Annotated in this window: 19 protein-coding genes; 9 read left to right on the forward strand and 10 right to left on the reverse strand. The window is 36.9% G+C overall.

The features are described 5' to 3' along the window. Nucleotides 1-78 precede the first annotated feature (78 nt). From KP713_RS03800 to KP713_RS03815, 4 genes are all read right to left on the reverse strand, one after another. A complete protein-coding gene (locus KP713_RS03800; RefSeq protein ID WP_106014143.1) occupies nucleotides 79-591 on the reverse strand; it encodes an opacity family porin in 513 nt (170 codons plus the stop codon). A gap of 50 nt (nucleotides 592-641) precedes the next feature. After that, nucleotides 642-1,157, reverse strand: coding sequence for a SprT family zinc-dependent metalloprotease (locus tag KP713_RS03805; protein ID WP_215769912.1), 516 nt, complete (start codon nucleotides 1,155-1,157; stop codon nucleotides 642-644). A 64-nt stretch (nucleotides 1,158-1,221) separates the two neighbouring features. After that, entirely contained in the window at nucleotides 1,222-2,376 is a 1,155-nt protein-coding gene (gene metK, locus KP713_RS03810) for a methionine adenosyltransferase (protein WP_005627231.1), read from the reverse strand. A gap of 84 nt (nucleotides 2,377-2,460) precedes the next feature. Beyond that, nucleotides 2,461-3,042, reverse strand: coding sequence for an anthranilate synthase component II (locus KP713_RS03815; protein ID WP_106014141.1), 582 nt, complete (start codon nucleotides 3,040-3,042; stop codon nucleotides 2,461-2,463). 41 nt (nucleotides 3,043-3,083) lie between these two features. Here KP713_RS03815 and KP713_RS03820 point away from each other — a divergent pair, with 41 nt between their 5' ends. The 3 genes from KP713_RS03820 (at nucleotide 3,084) to KP713_RS03830 (ending at nucleotide 5,766) form a co-directional block, all read left to right on the forward strand. Beyond that, entirely contained in the window at nucleotides 3,084-4,070 is a 987-nt protein-coding gene (locus tag KP713_RS03820; protein ID WP_106014140.1) for an aminodeoxychorismate synthase component I, read from the forward strand. Further along, nucleotides 4,070-4,636, forward strand: a complete 567-nt coding sequence (locus KP713_RS03825) for an aminotransferase class IV family protein (protein ID WP_106014139.1) — start codon at nucleotides 4,070-4,072, stop codon at nucleotides 4,634-4,636. Before KP713_RS03820 ends, KP713_RS03825 begins: the two co-directional genes overlap by 1 nt. 92 nt (nucleotides 4,637-4,728) lie before the next feature. After that, nucleotides 4,729-5,766, forward strand: coding sequence for an ABC transporter substrate-binding protein (locus KP713_RS03830; RefSeq protein WP_106014138.1), 1,038 nt, complete (start codon nucleotides 4,729-4,731; stop codon nucleotides 5,764-5,766). Between the two features lie 62 nt (nucleotides 5,767-5,828). Here the strand turns inward: KP713_RS03830 and fdhD are convergent, their stop codons facing one another. Beyond that, nucleotides 5,829-6,641 (reverse strand): formate dehydrogenase accessory sulfurtransferase FdhD, encoded by an 813-nt coding sequence (gene fdhD / locus KP713_RS03835; RefSeq protein WP_106014137.1) that lies wholly within the window; start codon nucleotides 6,639-6,641, stop codon nucleotides 5,829-5,831. Nucleotides 6,642-6,927: 286 nt separating this feature from the next. Between fdhD and fdnG the strand changes: the two genes are divergently transcribed. The 4 genes from fdnG to fdhE all read left to right on the forward strand — a co-directional run bounded on the left by fdnG (nucleotide 6,928) and on the right by fdhE (nucleotide 12,638). Continuing rightward, a complete protein-coding gene (fdnG, locus tag KP713_RS03840; protein WP_215769913.1) occupies nucleotides 6,928-10,014 on the forward strand; it encodes a formate dehydrogenase-N subunit alpha in 3,087 nt (1,028 codons plus the stop codon). A 1-nt stretch (nucleotide 10,015) separates the two neighbouring features. After that, nucleotides 10,016-10,954 (forward strand): formate dehydrogenase subunit beta, encoded by a 939-nt coding sequence (gene fdxH, locus KP713_RS03845; protein ID WP_048953725.1) that lies wholly within the window; start codon nucleotides 10,016-10,018, stop codon nucleotides 10,952-10,954. After that, a complete protein-coding gene (locus KP713_RS03850) occupies nucleotides 10,947-11,663 on the forward strand; it encodes a formate dehydrogenase subunit gamma (RefSeq protein WP_215769914.1) in 717 nt (238 codons plus the stop codon). The genes fdxH and KP713_RS03850 overlap by 8 nt, the downstream gene beginning before the upstream one ends. A 66-nt stretch (nucleotides 11,664-11,729) precedes the next feature. Further along, on the forward strand, nucleotides 11,730-12,638 hold the full coding sequence (fdhE, locus tag KP713_RS03855) for a formate dehydrogenase accessory protein FdhE (protein ID WP_215769915.1): 909 nt from the start codon (nucleotides 11,730-11,732) through the stop codon (nucleotides 12,636-12,638). Between the two features lie 45 nt (nucleotides 12,639-12,683). On the opposite strand, the gene rimI is transcribed toward fdhE, so the two are convergent. From rimI to KP713_RS03870, 3 genes are read right to left on the reverse strand one after another with little or no spacing between them, the layout of a single operon-like run. Beyond that, nucleotides 12,684-13,124: a ribosomal protein S18-alanine N-acetyltransferase gene (gene rimI / locus KP713_RS03860; protein WP_106014134.1), complete on the reverse strand. Its 441-nt coding sequence runs from the start codon at nucleotides 13,122-13,124 to the stop codon at nucleotides 12,684-12,686. A gap of 2 nt (nucleotides 13,125-13,126) precedes the next feature. Next, nucleotides 13,127-13,531, reverse strand: a complete 405-nt coding sequence (gene holD, locus KP713_RS03865; RefSeq protein WP_046940040.1) for a DNA polymerase III subunit psi — start codon at nucleotides 13,529-13,531, stop codon at nucleotides 13,127-13,129. 1 nt (nucleotide 13,532) lies between these two features. Beyond that, nucleotides 13,533-14,120, reverse strand: coding sequence for a membrane lipoprotein lipid attachment site-containing protein (locus KP713_RS03870; RefSeq protein ID WP_215769916.1), 588 nt, complete (start codon nucleotides 14,118-14,120; stop codon nucleotides 13,533-13,535). Between the two features lie 94 nt (nucleotides 14,121-14,214). Here KP713_RS03870 and rsmC point away from each other — a divergent pair, with 94 nt between their 5' ends. Further along, complete coding sequence (rsmC, locus tag KP713_RS03875; RefSeq protein WP_215769917.1) at nucleotides 14,215-15,207, forward strand: 16S rRNA (guanine(1207)-N(2))-methyltransferase RsmC; 993 nt, start codon at nucleotides 14,215-14,217, stop codon at nucleotides 15,205-15,207. A 33-nt stretch (nucleotides 15,208-15,240) separates the two neighbouring features. On the opposite strand, the gene KP713_RS03880 is transcribed toward rsmC, so the two are convergent. Continuing rightward, entirely contained in the window at nucleotides 15,241-15,798 is a 558-nt protein-coding gene (locus KP713_RS03880) for a YtfJ family protein (protein ID WP_111407483.1), read from the reverse strand. A gap of 115 nt (nucleotides 15,799-15,913) precedes the next feature. Here KP713_RS03880 and KP713_RS03885 point away from each other — a divergent pair, with 115 nt between their 5' ends. Continuing rightward, nucleotides 15,914-16,240 (forward strand): zinc ribbon domain-containing protein YjdM, encoded by a 327-nt coding sequence (locus KP713_RS03885; protein WP_106014129.1) that lies wholly within the window; start codon nucleotides 15,914-15,916, stop codon nucleotides 16,238-16,240. A gap of 41 nt (nucleotides 16,241-16,281) precedes the next feature. Here the strand turns inward: KP713_RS03885 and KP713_RS03890 are convergent, their stop codons facing one another. Further along, nucleotides 16,282-16,629: a DUF496 family protein gene (locus tag KP713_RS03890; protein ID WP_048953738.1), complete on the reverse strand. Its 348-nt coding sequence runs from the start codon at nucleotides 16,627-16,629 to the stop codon at nucleotides 16,282-16,284. Between the last annotated feature and the right edge of the window lie 28 nt (nucleotides 16,630-16,657).

The following is a 16,657-nucleotide window of genomic DNA, read 5'->3' on the forward strand; positions in this document are numbered from 1 at the left end:
TGAATAACGGTGATCACCATAAGCAATCACCGTTAAACCAAAAGTGTTTTCTTAAGGAGGTTTTGGGTACTCTAAAAATTAGAATCCGTAACCCACACCAACTTTCGCACCATAGTTATTAACTTTGGTATTATCAAAACTACCTAGACGGTTATACTCAACACCGCCATTTGCATACCAGTTACCATCTAATTTATATTTAGCACCTGCTACAACACCATAGCCAATTTTAGTTTCAGAAGAACTTTTATATACTTGGTTAGCTCTATTATCATATCTGAATTGGTTAGCTGCAACACGCGCGCCTACATAAGGTTCAACTTTAGAATTTGTATCAAAATCATATAATACTGATGCACCTAAACCGTGAATTTTCGCACCATCAACTTTTCCATGATGAGTATAATCACCCGCAACACGCGTATTTCCTAATTTATAACCAACCGCTACACGAGGTTCAACTCGAGTATTATTACTACCGTTTGCTTGAGTTTGAGATAAACCGATATCGCCTTCAGCATAGATATTCGCATTTGCGGCAGAAGCAAAGGCAAATGCACCAACAATAACGGCTAATAAAGATTTTTTCATTGGATAACTCCTTTATTTATTGAATAAACTGGAAGAATATATCACAAAAATTATTCTGTTTCATCGACAAAAACTAATTTTCCTTTACATTTTCTACATAAATATTCAATCTTTTCTTTTACTATTCTATTATGTCGGCAAATACTTAGAAAATGTGTTTGGCACGCACAACGATATTCAAAATTTTTACCTTGCACATTTTTTATATCAAACTGATGACAAGTATCCGCAGAAAGCTTAAAAATTTCATTCATTACAAGCTGCCACTCTTTCCCATGAGGTTTTACACGACCAACCATTTGATACACAATCAAATGCGCAAGCTCATGTGGCACGACTTGTCGAATAAATTCATCCGCATTTTCTAATAACAAAGTGCGGTTAAATTTTATTTCATTTTTTTGTAGGTAAGCTACTCCCGCCTTTATGCCACGCAACTCATAATTTACCTCAGGCATTGTAAATTTTCGCTTAAAATAAGCCTCTGCAAGCGACAAAGACTGATTCAATTTACGTTGCACTTGCATTTTTAAATGACGAAATGGAATTTGCTCTATTGATGTCATGATTGAAAAGAAAAAACCGCTAGATAAGCGGCTTTTATATAATTTACTAAATTAAAAAATAAGATTATTTTAATCCTGCTGCAACACGTAATTCTGCTGCACGATCCACTTTTTCCCAAGGGAATTGCTCACGACCGAAATGACCATAAGCTGCCGTTTCACGATAGATTGGTTGAATTAAATCTAACATTTTAATTAAGCCATAAGGGCGTAAATCAAAGAATTCACGAACTAACGACACTAATAATTCATTCGCAACTTTTCCAGTTCCAAAGGTTTCGACCATGATAGATGTTGGATCAGCCACACCAATCGCATAAGAAAGTTGGATTTCACAACGATCTGCCAAACCAGCTGCCACAATATTTTTTGCGACATAGCGTGCAGCATAAGCTGCTGAACGGTCAACTTTAGATGGATCTTTTCCTGAGAATGCGCCACCACCGTGACGAGCAGCACCACCGTAAGTATCTACAATAATTTTACGACCAGTTAAACCACAATCCCCCATCGGTCCACCAATAACAAAACGACCAGTCGGGTTAATGAAGAATTTTGTTTCTTTAGAAAGCCATTCACTTGGTAATACCGGTTTGATAATTTCTTCCATCACACCTTCATGCAAATCTTTTTGGCTAACTTCTTCAGAATGTTGAGTAGAAAGCACAACCGCATCCACACCAACAATTTTATTATCTTCATATTTTAACGTTACTTGGCTTTTCGCATCTGGGCGTAACCATGCTAATTTACCGCTTTTACGCACTTCAGCTTGTTTTTCCATTAAACGATGAGCATAAGTAATAGCTGCTGGCATTAATACATCCGTTTCATTGGTGGCATAACCAAACATGATACCTTGGTCGCCTGCGCCTTGATCTAATGGATTTTCACGATCAACACCTTGATTAATATCTGCAGATTGTTTACCAATCGCATTAAGCACCGCACAAGAATGACCATCAAACCCCATTTCAGAATGTTCATAACCAATATCACAAATCACTTTACGCGTTAAATTCTCAATATCGACCCATGCTGATGTGGTAATTTCGCCACCAACTAATGCCATACCGGTTTTTACATAGGTCTCACAAGCTACTCGTGCTTTTGGATCTTGTTTTAGGATTTCATCAAGTACCGCATCAGAAATTTGATCGGCAATTTTATCTGGATGCCCTTCAGATACAGATTCAGATGTAAATAAATAGCTAGACATATTTTCTCTCTTTTTCTTTTAAATTTAGATGTATTTACGTATAGACGTCTATAATACGTATTTTAGCTTAATAAGCAAGCGCTATTATTGATTAATCGCAGCAGGAATATTCAACCAATTACGCAAAATTTGCTCACCGAAGTCTGACATATAAGACTCTGGGTGAAACTGAACGCCATAAATTGGTAAAGATTTATGCTGCATAGCCATGACCACGCCTTCATCACAAAGTGCGGTAACTTCTAGGCAACTAGGAAAATCTTTTTTCTGTACGCCCCAAGAATGATATAGCCCGATATTAAATTCGCTTGGAAGGCTAAAAAATAATGGAGAATTTGACCGCACTTTTAAAATTCGTTTCTGGCCATGACGGACTTTCTCTAAGTTATACAATGTACCACCAAAAAATTCACATAAGGTTTGATGCCCTAAACACACACCTAAAATAGATTTTTTCTGATGATATTTTTCCAACATGGAAAAAAGTTGAGAATAAACTTGTGGTACATCAGGCCCTGGTGAAATCAATATATGACTATATTTTTCCGCAGTACTTTCCTTTAAATCTTCCACGTTTAAAACATCATAAGGCACATTTAATTTTCGAATTAAATCCACCAAGTTAAAAGTAAAAGAATCGTGATTATTAATGATAAGTAATTTCATAACCGCTCGGCATTCGTTATAATCGGGCAATTTTACGCAAAATGACACAAAGCACAATGCAACATTTTATTGAACAGGCTAATCATTATGGCAAACAGCGTACGCCATTTTTCTTTCTCATTGATTTTGAAAAAGAAAAACCATTGATTTATCCTCTAAAAAATTGCGCACAACAAGGCATTTATTTTGATATTTTAGGGAAAAGAAATCACACAATTTCTCCACAATCTATCCCTCTTAATTTTACCAAACATCCAATGCCCTTCTCGCGTTATCAACAAGGTTTTAAACTTGTTCAAAGTGAATTACAGAAAGGCAATTCTTATTTATTGAATCTAACTTATCCTACTGAAATTTCAGGCAATCTTTCACTTGAACAAATTTTTCATCAAACAAATGCACCTTATAAATTGTGGTTACAAGATCAATTTGTTTGCTTCTCACCAGAATGTTTTGTCAATATTCATGACAACCGCATTTTTACTTATCCCATGAAAGGGACTATTAATGCATCTCTGCCCGATGCAGAAAATCAGTTACTCACAAATGAAAAAGAACAACGCGAACATTACACGATTGTTGATTTGATGCGTAATGATTTATCAATGGTCGCAGAAAACATTCGTGTTAAAAAATTTCGTTATATCGATCGCATCAAAACACAAAAAGGCGAAATACTACAAACCAGTTCTGAAATTTACGGAAAATTGAATAAAAACTGGCAAAATCAAATTGGCGATATTTTAGCGAAACTCTTGCCTGCTGGGTCTATTAGTGGCGCACCAAAAGAAAAAACCATACAAATTATTCAGCACGCAGAAAAACAAAAACGCGGTTATTACACAGGAATCTTTGGCATATTTGATGGTAAAACACTACAAAGTGCGGTGGCAATTCGATTTATTTCTCAAATAGATGAAAAATTTTATTTTCATAGTGGAGGTGGAATTACCATTCATAGCAATGTGCAAGATGAATATGAAGAATTGTTAGAAAAAGTCTATTTACCGATTGAAGGTGCTGATTAATGTATCCTCTATTTGAAACCCTTTGTATTAAAAACGGGAAAATTCAAAATATCGATTTACACCAAGCGCGATATGAACGTAGTTTACGTGAATATTATGGCAAAAGTGCGGTGAAAATTTTTAATCTTTTTTCACTCATTCAACTTCCTGCGCCCTTACAAAATAGAGTAGTTCGCTGCCGCATTGATTACAATGCCGAAATCACACAAATTCAATATTTTGAATACCATCGAAAAATTTACCGCACTTTTCAACCTGTAATTTATGACGATATCGAATATAGCTTGAAATATTCCGATCGCAGTTTAATTAATACATTATTTGCTCAACGTGGTGCTTGTGATGAAATTATTATTATCAAAAATGGAAAAGTAACAGATTGTTCTATTGGTAATTTAATTTTCCGCCAAGAGAAAAAATGGTACACACCAGACACGCCATTGCTTTTAGGCACACAACGAGAAAAATTATTACAAGAGGGGAAAATTCAAGAACGCACAATATTCCAAGAAGATATTGTCAATTTTGATGAAATTAAAATCATTAATGCAATGAATACGCTCTAAAACGGGTATTACCTCTCTTTACAAAATTTTTTTAAAATTTTATATTGCCTAGCGACTTGGCTTAACATGACACTATAATCATAAGGAAAAATATGGCACAACCTCTCCAAACATCATTAAAACTCACTTCACTTCTTGGACTAGCTGTACTAAGTGCTACCTCTACCGCTCAAGCTGCAGGTAAACTTACCGTCTATTGCAGTGTTCAAAATACAACTTGTGAACAAGTGACAAAAGCATTTGCTCAAAAATATCAAATAGAAACACAGTTCATTCGTAATAGCACAGGGACCATTTTAGGTAAAATCAAGTCTGAAAAAGAAAATCCTCAAGCAGATGTTTGGTATGGGGGCACTATTGAACCGCATTTACAAGCAGCCGAGTTGAACTTGCTTGAAAAATACCGCTCCCCAATACAAAAACAGATTATGCCCGAATTCAAATCCTTAATGGCTCAGCGCGGTGATTTCACATCTGTTATTTACCTAATGGAAATGGGAATTGGCATTAACACTAAAAAACTAGCCTCATTGGGGATTACGCCACCAAAATGTTTCGCCGATTTAACCAAACCTGAATTCAAAAATGAAATTCAATACGCAGACCCACGTGTTTCAGGAACCGGTTATTCGTTATTAAGCACGCTCATTTCTCTATGGGGTGAAGAAAAAACGAATGATTACTTAAAAGCCTTGGATCACAATGTTTCCCAATATACAAAAAGTGGGCTCGCAACTAGTTATTTGGCAACGGGTGATGTCGCAATTGATATAGGTTTCATGCTCAATTATGCTAAAGAAAAGAATAAAGGCGCACCCGTTGAAGGTGTTTTACCTTGTGAAGGTGTTGGATACGCATTAGGGGCTGCAAGCATTATTAAAGGGGCGCGTAATTTAGATAACGCAAAATTATTTATTGATTTCGTGTTAAGCAAAGAAGCTCAAGAAATTCCTTGGCGATTTGGCGATTCTTATCAGTTACCGACCAATATTTATGCCCAACCAGCACCAGGCTTTACACCCGCAGACAAACTTAAGCTTATAGATATGAATTTTATAAAATTTGGATCTGATAAAGAAGGTAAACGCTTGATTCAACAATGGATATCAGACATTAAAGAAAGAGGTTAAATATCCCTAAACAAAACAGGAAATAGAAGAGGCACATTACCCTATTTCCTGTTTTATATTCACTAAAATTTCAACCGCTCTTTACCACAGTAAATATTCCCCCGCCCTTCTCTCGCAAACCCAATTAGGGTTAAATTATGCTCATTCGCCATTTTCACCGCCAAATCTGTAGCCGCAGAAATTGTCATTAACATCTCTATACCGCAAGCTATTGTTTTTTGAACCATTTCATAACTCGCGCGACTAGAGGCTAAAATAAATCCCTGAGGTTTATCAGTTTTTGCATACCAACCAAGTAGCTTATCTAGTGCAACATGTCGCCCTACATCCTCACGAATTGCAAGCATATTGCCTTGTAAATCAAAAAAAGCACAAGCGTGTGTCGCTCCTGTTTGTTGAGCAAGTTGTTGATGAATTTGTAATGTAGTTAAGCAACTATCTAACCGATTAATATCAAACTGAAAGGTTTGCTCTAATTTTGGGAAGTGTTTATAAACTTGATTAAGCTGCTCTGTACCACAAATACCACAACCAGTTCTCCCAGTAAGGTTTCGACGATGTTCTTTTAATGCCATAAATTTTCGACTAGAAAGTTCAATTTGAACTTCTATACCATTACAGGCTTCTATCACGTCAATACCATAAATATCCGAAGGTTTATCAATAATTCCCTCTGTTAGAGAAAACCCCAATGCAAAATCTTCTAAATTCTTTGGTGAGCACATCATCACGGCATGAGAAATATCGTTATAAACAAGAGAAACGGGGATTTCAACAGCAAGATCATCCTCTTTCTCGGTTAAAAGTGCGGTAATTTTTTCTTCTTTTTTATTTGTTCTAAACAAATAGATTGAGTGTCGTAAAAGCCAGTTCATTTCTTGTTATATCCATTACACGCATGTAACAATTTTGTTAAATTTGTTTCATTTTTATGATCTAGATCACTTATTTTTAGCAATCTAATGTAATTTGATTATAGATTTATGGTTAAAAAATCGTTATCCTTAGGCCCGCTTAAATTGGTGTTTTTTGCTATCGCCTTTTTATGTTACCTTTCGATAAGGCTATTTTATCGAAATCAATCAAATTATCTAAGCGAATTTTTTACTATCTAAAAATCTAAAACACATTAACGCTCACTGTTAATGTAAAGGAGTGATTATGCAGATCTCAAGAAGAAAATTCTTTAAGGTCTGTGCAGGTGGTATGGCGGGAACTTCAGCCGCAATGTTGGGCTTTGCGCCTACAAGTGCATTGGCTGCACCGCGTGAATATAAATTATTACGCGCATTCGAATCTCGTAACACCTGTACATATTGTGCCGTAAGCTGCGGTATGTTGTTATATAGCACTGGAAAACCTGCTGATACATTAAGTGGCCACACCAGCACAAATACTCGTTCTAAATTATTTCACCTTGAAGGTGATCCAGATCATCCAGTAAGTCGTGGTGCACTTTGCCCTAAAGGTGCTGGTGCATTAGACTATGTAAATAGTGAAAGCCGTTCCTTATATCCTCAATATCGTGCACCTGGTTCTGATAAATGGGAACGAATTTCTTGGCAAGATGCAATTAAACGCATTGCTCGCTTACTGAAAGACGATCGTGATGCTAACTTCGTTGAAAAAGATGCAAGTGGCAAAACCGTGAACCGTTGGACAACTACAGGTATTATGACTGCATCAGCCATAAGCAACGAAGCCGCACTACTGACTCATAAATGGGTGCGGATGTTGGGTATGGTACCGATGTGTAACCAAGCGAATACTTGACACGGACCAACGGTAGCAAGTCTTGCTCCATCATTTGGTCGCGGTGCGATGACAAATAACTGGGTTGATATTAAAAATGCCAACCTTATCATTGTTCAAGGCGGTAACCCTGCAGAAGCTCACCCTGTTGGCTTCCGTTGGGCAATTGAAGCAAAGAAAAACGGTGCGAAACTTATCGTTATCGATCCACGCTTTAACCGTACAGCCTCTGTTGCAGATTTACATGCGCCAATTCGTTCTGGTTCAGATATCGCATTTTTAATGGGTGTTATCCGTTACTTATTGGAAACAAACCAAATTCAACATGAATACGTTAAACACTATACTAATGCTTCATTCTTAGTTGACGAAGGTTTCAAATTTGAAGATGGTTTATTTGTAGGTTATAACGAAGAAAAACGTAACTACGATAAATCTAAATGGAACTATCAATTTGATGAGAACGGGAATGCTAAACGTGATATGACCTTACAACACCCTCGTTGTGTCATTAATATCTTAAAAGATCATGTTTCACGTTATACCCCAGAAATGGTTGAACGTATCACGGGTGTAAAACAAAAACTCTTCTTACAAATCTGTGAAGAAATTGGTAAAACCGCAGCCCCAAATAAAACGATGACGCACCTATATGCGTTAGGTTTTACTGAGCATTCAATCGGTACACAAAATATTCGCTCAATGGCAATGATCCAATTACTTTTAGGTAATATGGGTATGCCTGGTGGTGGTATTAATGCATTACGTGGTCACTCCAATGTGCAAGGTACAACAGATATGGGCCTATTGCCAATGTCTTTACCTGGTTACATGCGTTTACCAAACGATAAAGATACCTCTTATGAGCAATACATCAACGCGATTACACCAAAAGATATTGTTCCAAACCAAGTGAACTATTATCGTCATACTTCAAAATTCTTTGTTAGTATGATGAAAACCTTCTATGGTGATAAAGCAACTAAAGAAAATGGTTGGGGTTTTGATTTCTTACCAAAAGCAGATCGCTTATATGACCCGATTACTCACGTTAAATTGATGAATGAAGGCAAATTACACGGTTGGATTTTACAAGGCTTTAACGTATTAAACTCATTACCTAACAAGAACAAAACTGTTGCAGGAATGAGTAAGTTAAAATTCTTAATCGTGATGGATCCGCTTCAAACTGAATCCTCTGAATTCTGGAAAAACTTTGGTGAATCAAACAACGTGAATTCTTCAGAAATTCAAACTGAAGTCTTCCGCCTACCAACAACCTGTTTCGCAGAAGAAGATGGTTCAATTGTAAACTCAGGACGTTGGGCGCAATGGCACTGGAAAGGTTGCGATCAGCCAGGTGAAGCGTTACCAGATGTTGAAATTCTTTCTATGATTCGTGAAGAAATGCATCATCTTTATCAAAAAGAAGGTGGTCGTGGTATTGAATCCTTTGAAGCAATGACTTGGGACTATGCTCAACCACACTCACCAAGTGCGGTAGAATTAGCCAAAGAATTAAATGGTTATGCGCTTGAAGATCTTTATGATCCAAACGGTAACTTGATGTACAAAAAAGGCCAATTACTCAATGGATTTGCACATTTACGTGATGATGGTACAACAACATCAGGTAACTGGTTATATGTTGGTCAATGGACTGAAAAAGGTAACCAAACCGCAAATCGTGATAACTCAGACCCATCAGGTTTAGGTTGCACCATTGGTTGGGGCTTTGCATGGCCTGCAAACCGTCGTGTACTTTATAGCCGCGCATCATTAGATATCAATGGTAATCCTTGGGATAAAAACCGCCAATTAATCAAATGGAATGGTAAAAACTGGAACTGGCATGATGTAGCAGACTATGGTACACAACCACCAGGTTCTGATACTGGACCATTTATTATGTCTGCTGAAGGTGTAGGTCGTTTATTTGCAGTTGATAAAATTGCAAATGGTCCAATGCCTGAACACTATGAGCCAGTTGAAAGCCCAATTGATACTAACCCATTACACGCTTCAGTGGTAAGTGATCCTACAGTACGTATTTATCCTGAAGATAAAGAGTTTATCGGTTCAAATAAAGAGTTCCCATTCGTGGCAACAACTTACCGATTAACGGAACACTTCCATAGTTGGACAGCACAATCTGCATTAAATATCATCGCACAACCACAACAATTTGTGGAAATCGGTGAAAAATTAGCAGCAGAAAAAGGCATCCAAAAAGGCGATATGGTAAAAATTACTTCTCGTCGTGGCTATATTAAAGCTGTTGCCGTGGTTACGAAACGTCTTAAAGATCTCGAAATTGATGGACGTACCGTACACCATGTAGGTCTTCCAATTCACTGGAATATGAAAGCCTTAAATGGTAAAGGTAATCGTGGATTTGCTACTAATACCTTAACACCATCTTGGGGTGAGGCAAACACGCAAACACCAGAATACAAAACATTCTTGGTGAATATTGAAAAAGTTGGGGAGGCATAATATGGCAGGAACTGCTCAAGGCGTTCAAACGCAAGACGTTATTAAAATCTCCGCAACTTCAGGCTTAACACCTGCACCACACGCGCGAGATCATAAAGTTGAAGTCGCAAAATTAATCGATGTTACTACCTGTATTGGCTGTAAAGCTTGTCAGGTAGGCTGTTCAGAGTGGAATGATATCCGCTCTGATGTCAATGCTCAGTGTGTAGGGATCTATGATAACCCTGTTGATCTCAATGCAAAAGCATGGACAGTAATGCGTTTTAACGAAGTAGAAGAAAACGATCGTTTAGAATGGTTAATTCGTAAAGATGGTTGTATGCACTGTGCTGAACCAGGCTGTTTGAAAGCTTGTCCATCACCAGGCGCAATCATCCAATACGCCAATGGTATTGTAGATTTCCAATCTGATAAATGTATTGGTTGTGGCTATTGTATCGCAGGATGTCCATTCAATATTCCTCGAATGAATCCTGAAGATAATCGAGTATACAAATGTACCCTTTGCGTGGATCGCGTATCTGTAGGTCAAGAGCCGGCTTGCGTGAAAACCTGTCCAACTGGTGCAATTCGTTTCGGTTCTAAGGAAGAAATGAAAGTATACGCAGAACAACGCATTGCTGAATTAAAAGCACGTGGTTATGAAAATGCGGGACTTTACGATCCTGAAGGTGTTGGTGGTACGCATGTAATGTATGTATTACACCATGCGGATAAACCTGAACTTTATTCAGGTCTTCCTAAAAACCCAAGCATTGATCCTAGCGTTACTTTATGGAAAGATGTGTTAAAACCAGTTGCGGCAGTGGCAATGGGTGGTTTAGCCCTTGCAGAAATTGCACACTACTTAACTGTTGGTCCAAATGTAGAAGAAGATGTGGAAGATCATCACCACGAATTTGAAGAAGAAAAATCAACTAAGGGGGAAAACCATGAGTAAAATTGAAATTAGCAACGATACTCGCGTTATCCGCCATAGAACGCCTGCGCGTATCAGCCACTGGGTGTTGGTAATTTGCTTTTTTATGACAATGTTCACTGGGGTTGCCTTTTTCTTCCCAGATTTTGCATGGTTAACAGAAATTTTGGGAACACCACAAATTGCACGTGCAGTTCACCCGTTCACGGGGATATTAATGTTCTTTGCTTTTATTTACTTAGCTTTATTATACTGGGATCACAATATCCCAGAAAAAAATGATATTCGCTGGGCAAAAGGCATATTAGAAGTATTAAAAGGTAATGAGCATGCTGTAGCTGATAATGGTAAATATAACTTTGGTCAAAAAATGTTATTTTGGACATTAAATTTAGCTATGGTGACATTATTAGTAACAGGCATCATTATGTGGCGCCAATACTTCTCACATTACTTCTCAATTCCAGTATTGCGTATTGCAATTTTGCTTCACTCATTAAGTGCTTTCATGCTATTCACTGGCATCCTAGTACATATGTATATGGCATTTTGGATCAAGGGCTCTATTCGTGGTATTGTTGAAGGATGGGTAACTGTTCGCTGGGCGAAAAAACACCATCCAAAATGGTATCGTGAAGAGGTGTTAGAAGCACTAGAGAATGACCTTATTAACGAAAAAAATGACAAAGGTGGGAAAACCAAAGTATTATTTAAAGGCTTTGGAAAATAACCCCCTAGTATGAAAAAGTGCGGTTAAATAACCGCACTTTTTATTAGTGACAATCAAGAGTATCTTATGAGCATTAAAATTCTTTCAGAGGATGAAATTAAACAAAAAAAGAACGCTTATGATGTTCCACCTGTTTTATTTGCGAATCCTAAAAACCTTTACCAGCGTCGCGCAAAACGTCTGCGTGATTTAGCGAAAGATCATCCACTAAGCGATTACTTAAATTTTGCTGCAGATATTGTAGAAAGCCAACTTTCTACATTAGAAAAAAATCCTTTACCTGCTCATCCATTTAAACAGTTAAATGAAATTGAGCCCTTAAATGCAAAAACTTTTCAACGAAATAATATTTGGAGAGAATATCTCACAGAAATTATTCACGAAATAAAACCTAAAGCTAATGAACAAGTATTAGCAACCATTGAACAACTTGAAAAAGCATCATCTTCAGAATTAGAAGATATGGCAACTAAACTTCTTACTCAAAAATTTAACTTAGTAAGTAGCGATAAGTCTATTTTCATTTGGGCAGCCCTGTCCCTCTATTGGTTACAACTCACTCAACAAATTCCACATAATAGCCAACTGGAAAATACTGAAAATCTCCATCACTGCCCAGTTTGTGGCTCATTACCTGTCGCGAGTATTGTACAAATTGGTACATCACAAGGTTTACGCTACTTACATTGTAATTTATGTGAAAGTGAATGGAATTTAGTACGCGCACAATGCACCAACTGTAATAGTCATGACAAACTTGAAATGTGGTCATTAGATGAAGAACTTGCACTTGTTCGTGCTGAAACTTGTGGTAGCTGTGAAAGTTACTTGAAAATCATGTTCCAAGAAAAAGATCCTCATGTAGAGCCAGTAGCCGACGATTTGGCTTCTATTTTCTTAGATATTGAAATGGAAGAAAAAGGTCTCGCACGCAGTGGATTAAATCCCTTTGTTTTTCCTGCAGAAGAAGCATAAAAAAATATAGCCTAGGATAAACATTCTAGGCTATATCATTTGTATCTATAAATAACAGGCCATTACTACGGCATTTTCTCGTCCACCACTGGGTTTTGGATAATAATTTTTTCGAATATCGACTTCATTAAAACCAATTTTTTCATACAAGAAACGAGCGGGGTTAGACTCTCTGACTTCCAGCCATAGGGTCTGTACACCTTTTTCTTTCAAGCGAGCGATTAACTCATTCAACAATAATTTCCCCAATCCATTACCTTGATGGGACGGTAAAATAGCAATATTAAACAAAGTCGCTTCATCCAATACTGTTTGGCAAATAGCAAAACCAATAATCTGATTATTCTCTATTAATTTTAAATTGATATAACGCTCCCCTTGATTATTTTTTAACGTCCCCCGCGACCAAGGCACAAGATGTGTTTGCTGCTCGATTTCATACAATCGGTCGAAATCACTGGCTTCAATTTGAGAAATAATAGACATAATTAAGGCTGCTGAATTTGTTGCCACAACTCTCGTTTGGCTTGGTGATTAGATTGAAATTGTTGCCAACTTGGCGAGCGATAAACACGCTCAGCCTGCATACAAAATGATAAAGTGCGGTCAATTTTGTCGCTATTTTCTGATAATAACCAATAACGAATAGGCTGCTTACATTCGATATGCTGGATTTGATCGTAATTCAAACATAAGCAATCTTCTTTTTTAAGATCAAGGCTAAGTAACACATCAGCCAACAAAGGCGAGCCACTTATATTTTCATCAGAAACAGTGATAAAGCGGATATTCTCCGCAACACTAATTCCTACTGAACCTTGTAGCACCTCTGGGCGATATAACGTCCACTGGGAAATGCCCATTTCTTGTAAAAGAAGATCGCGTCTATTCATATTAACGAGCAATACTATCAAATGGATAATCGACTAATGCCTTAATAATCGCACGTTCTTCAGCCTGTGTAGGTTCCACTTGATATGAGGTATAACTACGATAAGCAATAATATTTTTATCTTTATGTACTAAAGCAACATAACGTTTAAATTTATCATTGGCACAAGCATAATAATCATGAATATCTGATTTCACAGCCTGTAACTGGCAGGTCTCTTTATTTTTGGCAAAATAACGTTCCGTAATAGCTTTCTCATGAGAAACATCAGTTAAATAGAATGTATCACTTAACACGGCTTTACGTGCCTCACTATTTTTACTTAATGCTAGACTCACAAAACGAGGATCGTCACCTTTTACCGCTTGCGTTTGTTTCACATATTTCTCGCCATTGAAGTCAATTTCGATACCTTTAGCTGAAATACGCTGAAACTGTTCATCTAACTTTTGTAATACTTCAGTTTGCGCAGGCGTTAATACCGGCTTTGATACTTTAGATGCCTTTTGAGTCGTACCTTGAACAAGGTCGAGAACTTGACATCCAGATAGTAATGTTGCCATTAAGGCTGCAGAGAGAATTTTTTTCATAAAGGATTTTCCTAAAATAGTTTTAATCAATTTTTATTAATAATTTTGCTAAAATAGCGCGTAATTTTAACTAATAACCCACAGGATTCAAAGCGTGATTTCTCTAGAGAGCCAAGTTTTAGAACGACATCTTTCATTTTTTGATGGAAAATCGGTATTATTTGCTGGCGGTATTTCTGACAATTTTCCTCAAACATTAGTCTCTAAATGCCAATCAATCCAAATTTGGAGTTGCTATTTTGACTATGCAAGAACACAAAGTGCGGTCAATTTTTCCGTTGAATTTCAAGGTCAAGCTGATTTAATCGTTTATTATTGGACTAAAAACAAACAAGAAGTCAATTTCCAACTCCTTCAACTATTAGCTCAGGCGCCTATTGGCCAGGAAATATTAATTATTGGAGAAAATCGTTGTGGCGTGCGTTCAGTAGAAAAAACATTAGAACCCTATGGTGAAATAGCGAAAATTGACTCTGCTCGTCGTTGCGGTTTATATCATTTTTTACTACAAAATAAACCGCACTTTGAACTTAAAAATTTCTGGAAAACCTATCAGCATCCTACGTTACAAGACTTAACTATATATAGTTTACCCGGGGTATTTAGTGCAGCGGAATTAGATACGGGCACAGAACTGTTACTTTCAACTATTGATAATAAAATAAAAGGAAAAGTACTTGATCTTGGCTGTGGGGCGGGAGTAATTGGATCTATGATCAAAAAACGCGCTCCTAACGCACAAATTACCATGACTGATATTCATGCTATGGCGTTAGAATCAGCGCGTAAAACACTTTCTGAAAATCAATTACAAGGCGAGGTTTACGCCAGTGATGTCTTTTCTGATATAGAAGGAAAATTTGATTTAATCATTTCGAATCCTCCATTCCATGATGGCATTGATACCGCCTATCGAGCAGTAACAGAACTCATCACGCAAGCAAAATGGCATCTCAATCAAGGTGGAGAATTACGCATTGTCGCCAATGCATTCTTGCCTTATCCTGAATTACTTAGACAACATTTCGGTGATTACGAAGTTGTTGCTCAAACAGGAAAATTTAAAGTGTATTCAGTTAGAAATTAACTATAATAAAGGCGGATTTTTCCGCCTTTATCATTAATGAGTAAATTCTCTTACTAATGAAAGCACTGTCTGAATATCAGAGGCAGACAACTGGCCTTCCTTTACAAATTTTACTTTACCATTTTTATCTAATACGATAATCGCACTTTCTTTGGCATTTAAAGCCCATGCATTTTTTACCGCACTTTTATCATCTAACACGACCTGGCTATGTGGATTCTCTACCTTGCCTTTCTCCGCACTACTTTTCACAAACATTCCTGTACCAACAATAGCATCATCAGCATTAATAATTGTTGTGGTTTGATATTTTGCAGGATTAAAATGAGACGCCTTAATTGCATCAATCATTGCTTGATTTTTCTCTTTTGCTGAAGTTCTTCCCGCTAAATGATGCACGATTCTCACTTTTCCAGGTAGCGTAGAAGATGTCCAAGACTGGAATGCAATATCCTTTCCATTTAACACAATTTCCCCATAATCAGATACTTTCACAGCAGGTAATAATTGATCTATTTGTAAATTATGTGCAAACGTAGAACTGCTCAACATCGCTAACCCCAATCCCAGCACTAAAAAATTTTTTTTCACGTAATTTCTCCCAAAACTTTACCGAAAAAAAGCCCACCTTTGTTTATTTTGGCGAACTTGACATTTTTTGCTATACTCGCGCGCCTATTATATGCTAACCAAGAAGGAAAACCCAATGGATCAAATGCCTGCTTGTCCAAAATGCCAAAGTGAATACGTTTATCACGACACGGTTAATTTTGTATGCCCTGATTGTGGTAATGAATGGAATAGTAATGAACAAATTGAAACTGATGATGATCAACTCATCGTCAAAGATAGTAATGGTAATTTACTTACCGATGGTGATGATGTGCTACTCATTAAAGATCTAAAATTAAAAGGCTCATCAGAAGTATTGAAAAAAGGAACAAAATTCAAAAATATTCGCCTAGTTAATGGCGATCACAACGTAGATTGTGGCAAAATTATGCTTAAATCTGAGTTTTTGAAAAAAGCTTAATAAAAAAATAAACCGATTCTTATTCAGAATCGGTTTATCATTTAAGCCATTCCACCTGATTTCATCAATTCAGCATGTGCTTTTTTCTGTTCTTTCATCTTAGCACTTGTTTCTCGACGCTGCTTTGAAAGCTCTGCATTACGAATAGTGTAATCATCCACTCGTCCTTCATAATCATCTCGCATACTTTCAATAATTCCGCGCACTTCTTCAATGCTCATATCATCACGAATATATTGATTCAAATTATCTAACAATAATACTCGTTTTTGGTTATCACGAATTTTACGGTTGTTGTCTTCCATATCACGTTTAATCTTATTCTTTAAACGATACATTCGGACATACTCCAACACATCCTGGAAAGATTGCTTATTTACATTTTCCATAATTACTCTCTTTTAAATAGACAAAGTG

The sequence above is a fragment of the Haemophilus sp. SZY H36 genome (genome assembly GCF_018829625.1).
GTDB lineage: Bacteria > Pseudomonadota > Gammaproteobacteria > Enterobacterales > Pasteurellaceae > Haemophilus > Haemophilus haemolyticus_K.

Coding starts and splice junctions, on each gene's coding strand:
- KP713_RS03800 (WP_106014143.1), bottom strand. CDS start 591: ATGAAAAAATCTTTATTAGCCGTTATTGTTGGTGCATTTGCCTTTGCT.
- KP713_RS03805 (WP_215769912.1), bottom strand. CDS start 1,157: ATGACATCAATAGAGCAAATTCCATTTCGTCATTTAAAAATGCAAGTG.
- metK (WP_005627231.1), bottom strand. CDS start 2,376: ATGTCTAGCTATTTATTTACATCTGAATCTGTATCTGAAGGGCATCCA.
- KP713_RS03815 (WP_106014141.1), bottom strand. CDS start 3,042: ATGAAATTACTTATCATTAATAATCACGATTCTTTTACTTTTAACTTG.
- KP713_RS03820 (WP_106014140.1), top strand. CDS start 3,084: ATGACACAAAGCACAATGCAACATTTTATTGAACAGGCTAATCATTAT.
- KP713_RS03825 (WP_106014139.1), top strand. CDS start 4,070: ATGTATCCTCTATTTGAAACCCTTTGTATTAAAAACGGGAAAATTCAA.
- KP713_RS03830 (WP_106014138.1), top strand. CDS start 4,729: ATGGCACAACCTCTCCAAACATCATTAAAACTCACTTCACTTCTTGGA.
- fdhD (WP_106014137.1), bottom strand. CDS start 6,641: ATGAACTGGCTTTTACGACACTCAATCTATTTGTTTAGAACAAATAAA.
- fdxH (WP_048953725.1), top strand. CDS start 10,016: ATGGCAGGAACTGCTCAAGGCGTTCAAACGCAAGACGTTATTAAAATC.
- KP713_RS03850 (WP_215769914.1), top strand. CDS start 10,947: ATGAGTAAAATTGAAATTAGCAACGATACTCGCGTTATCCGCCATAGA.
- fdhE (WP_215769915.1), top strand. CDS start 11,730: ATGAGCATTAAAATTCTTTCAGAGGATGAAATTAAACAAAAAAAGAAC.
- rimI (WP_106014134.1), bottom strand. CDS start 13,124: ATGTCTATTATTTCTCAAATTGAAGCCAGTGATTTCGACCGATTGTAT.
- holD (WP_046940040.1), bottom strand. CDS start 13,531: ATGAATAGACGCGATCTTCTTTTACAAGAAATGGGCATTTCCCAGTGG.
- KP713_RS03870 (WP_215769916.1), bottom strand. CDS start 14,120: ATGAAAAAAATTCTCTCTGCAGCCTTAATGGCAACATTACTATCTGGA.
- KP713_RS03885 (WP_106014129.1), top strand. CDS start 15,914: ATGGATCAAATGCCTGCTTGTCCAAAATGCCAAAGTGAATACGTTTAT.
- KP713_RS03890 (WP_048953738.1), bottom strand. CDS start 16,629: ATGGAAAATGTAAATAAGCAATCTTTCCAGGATGTGTTGGAGTATGTC.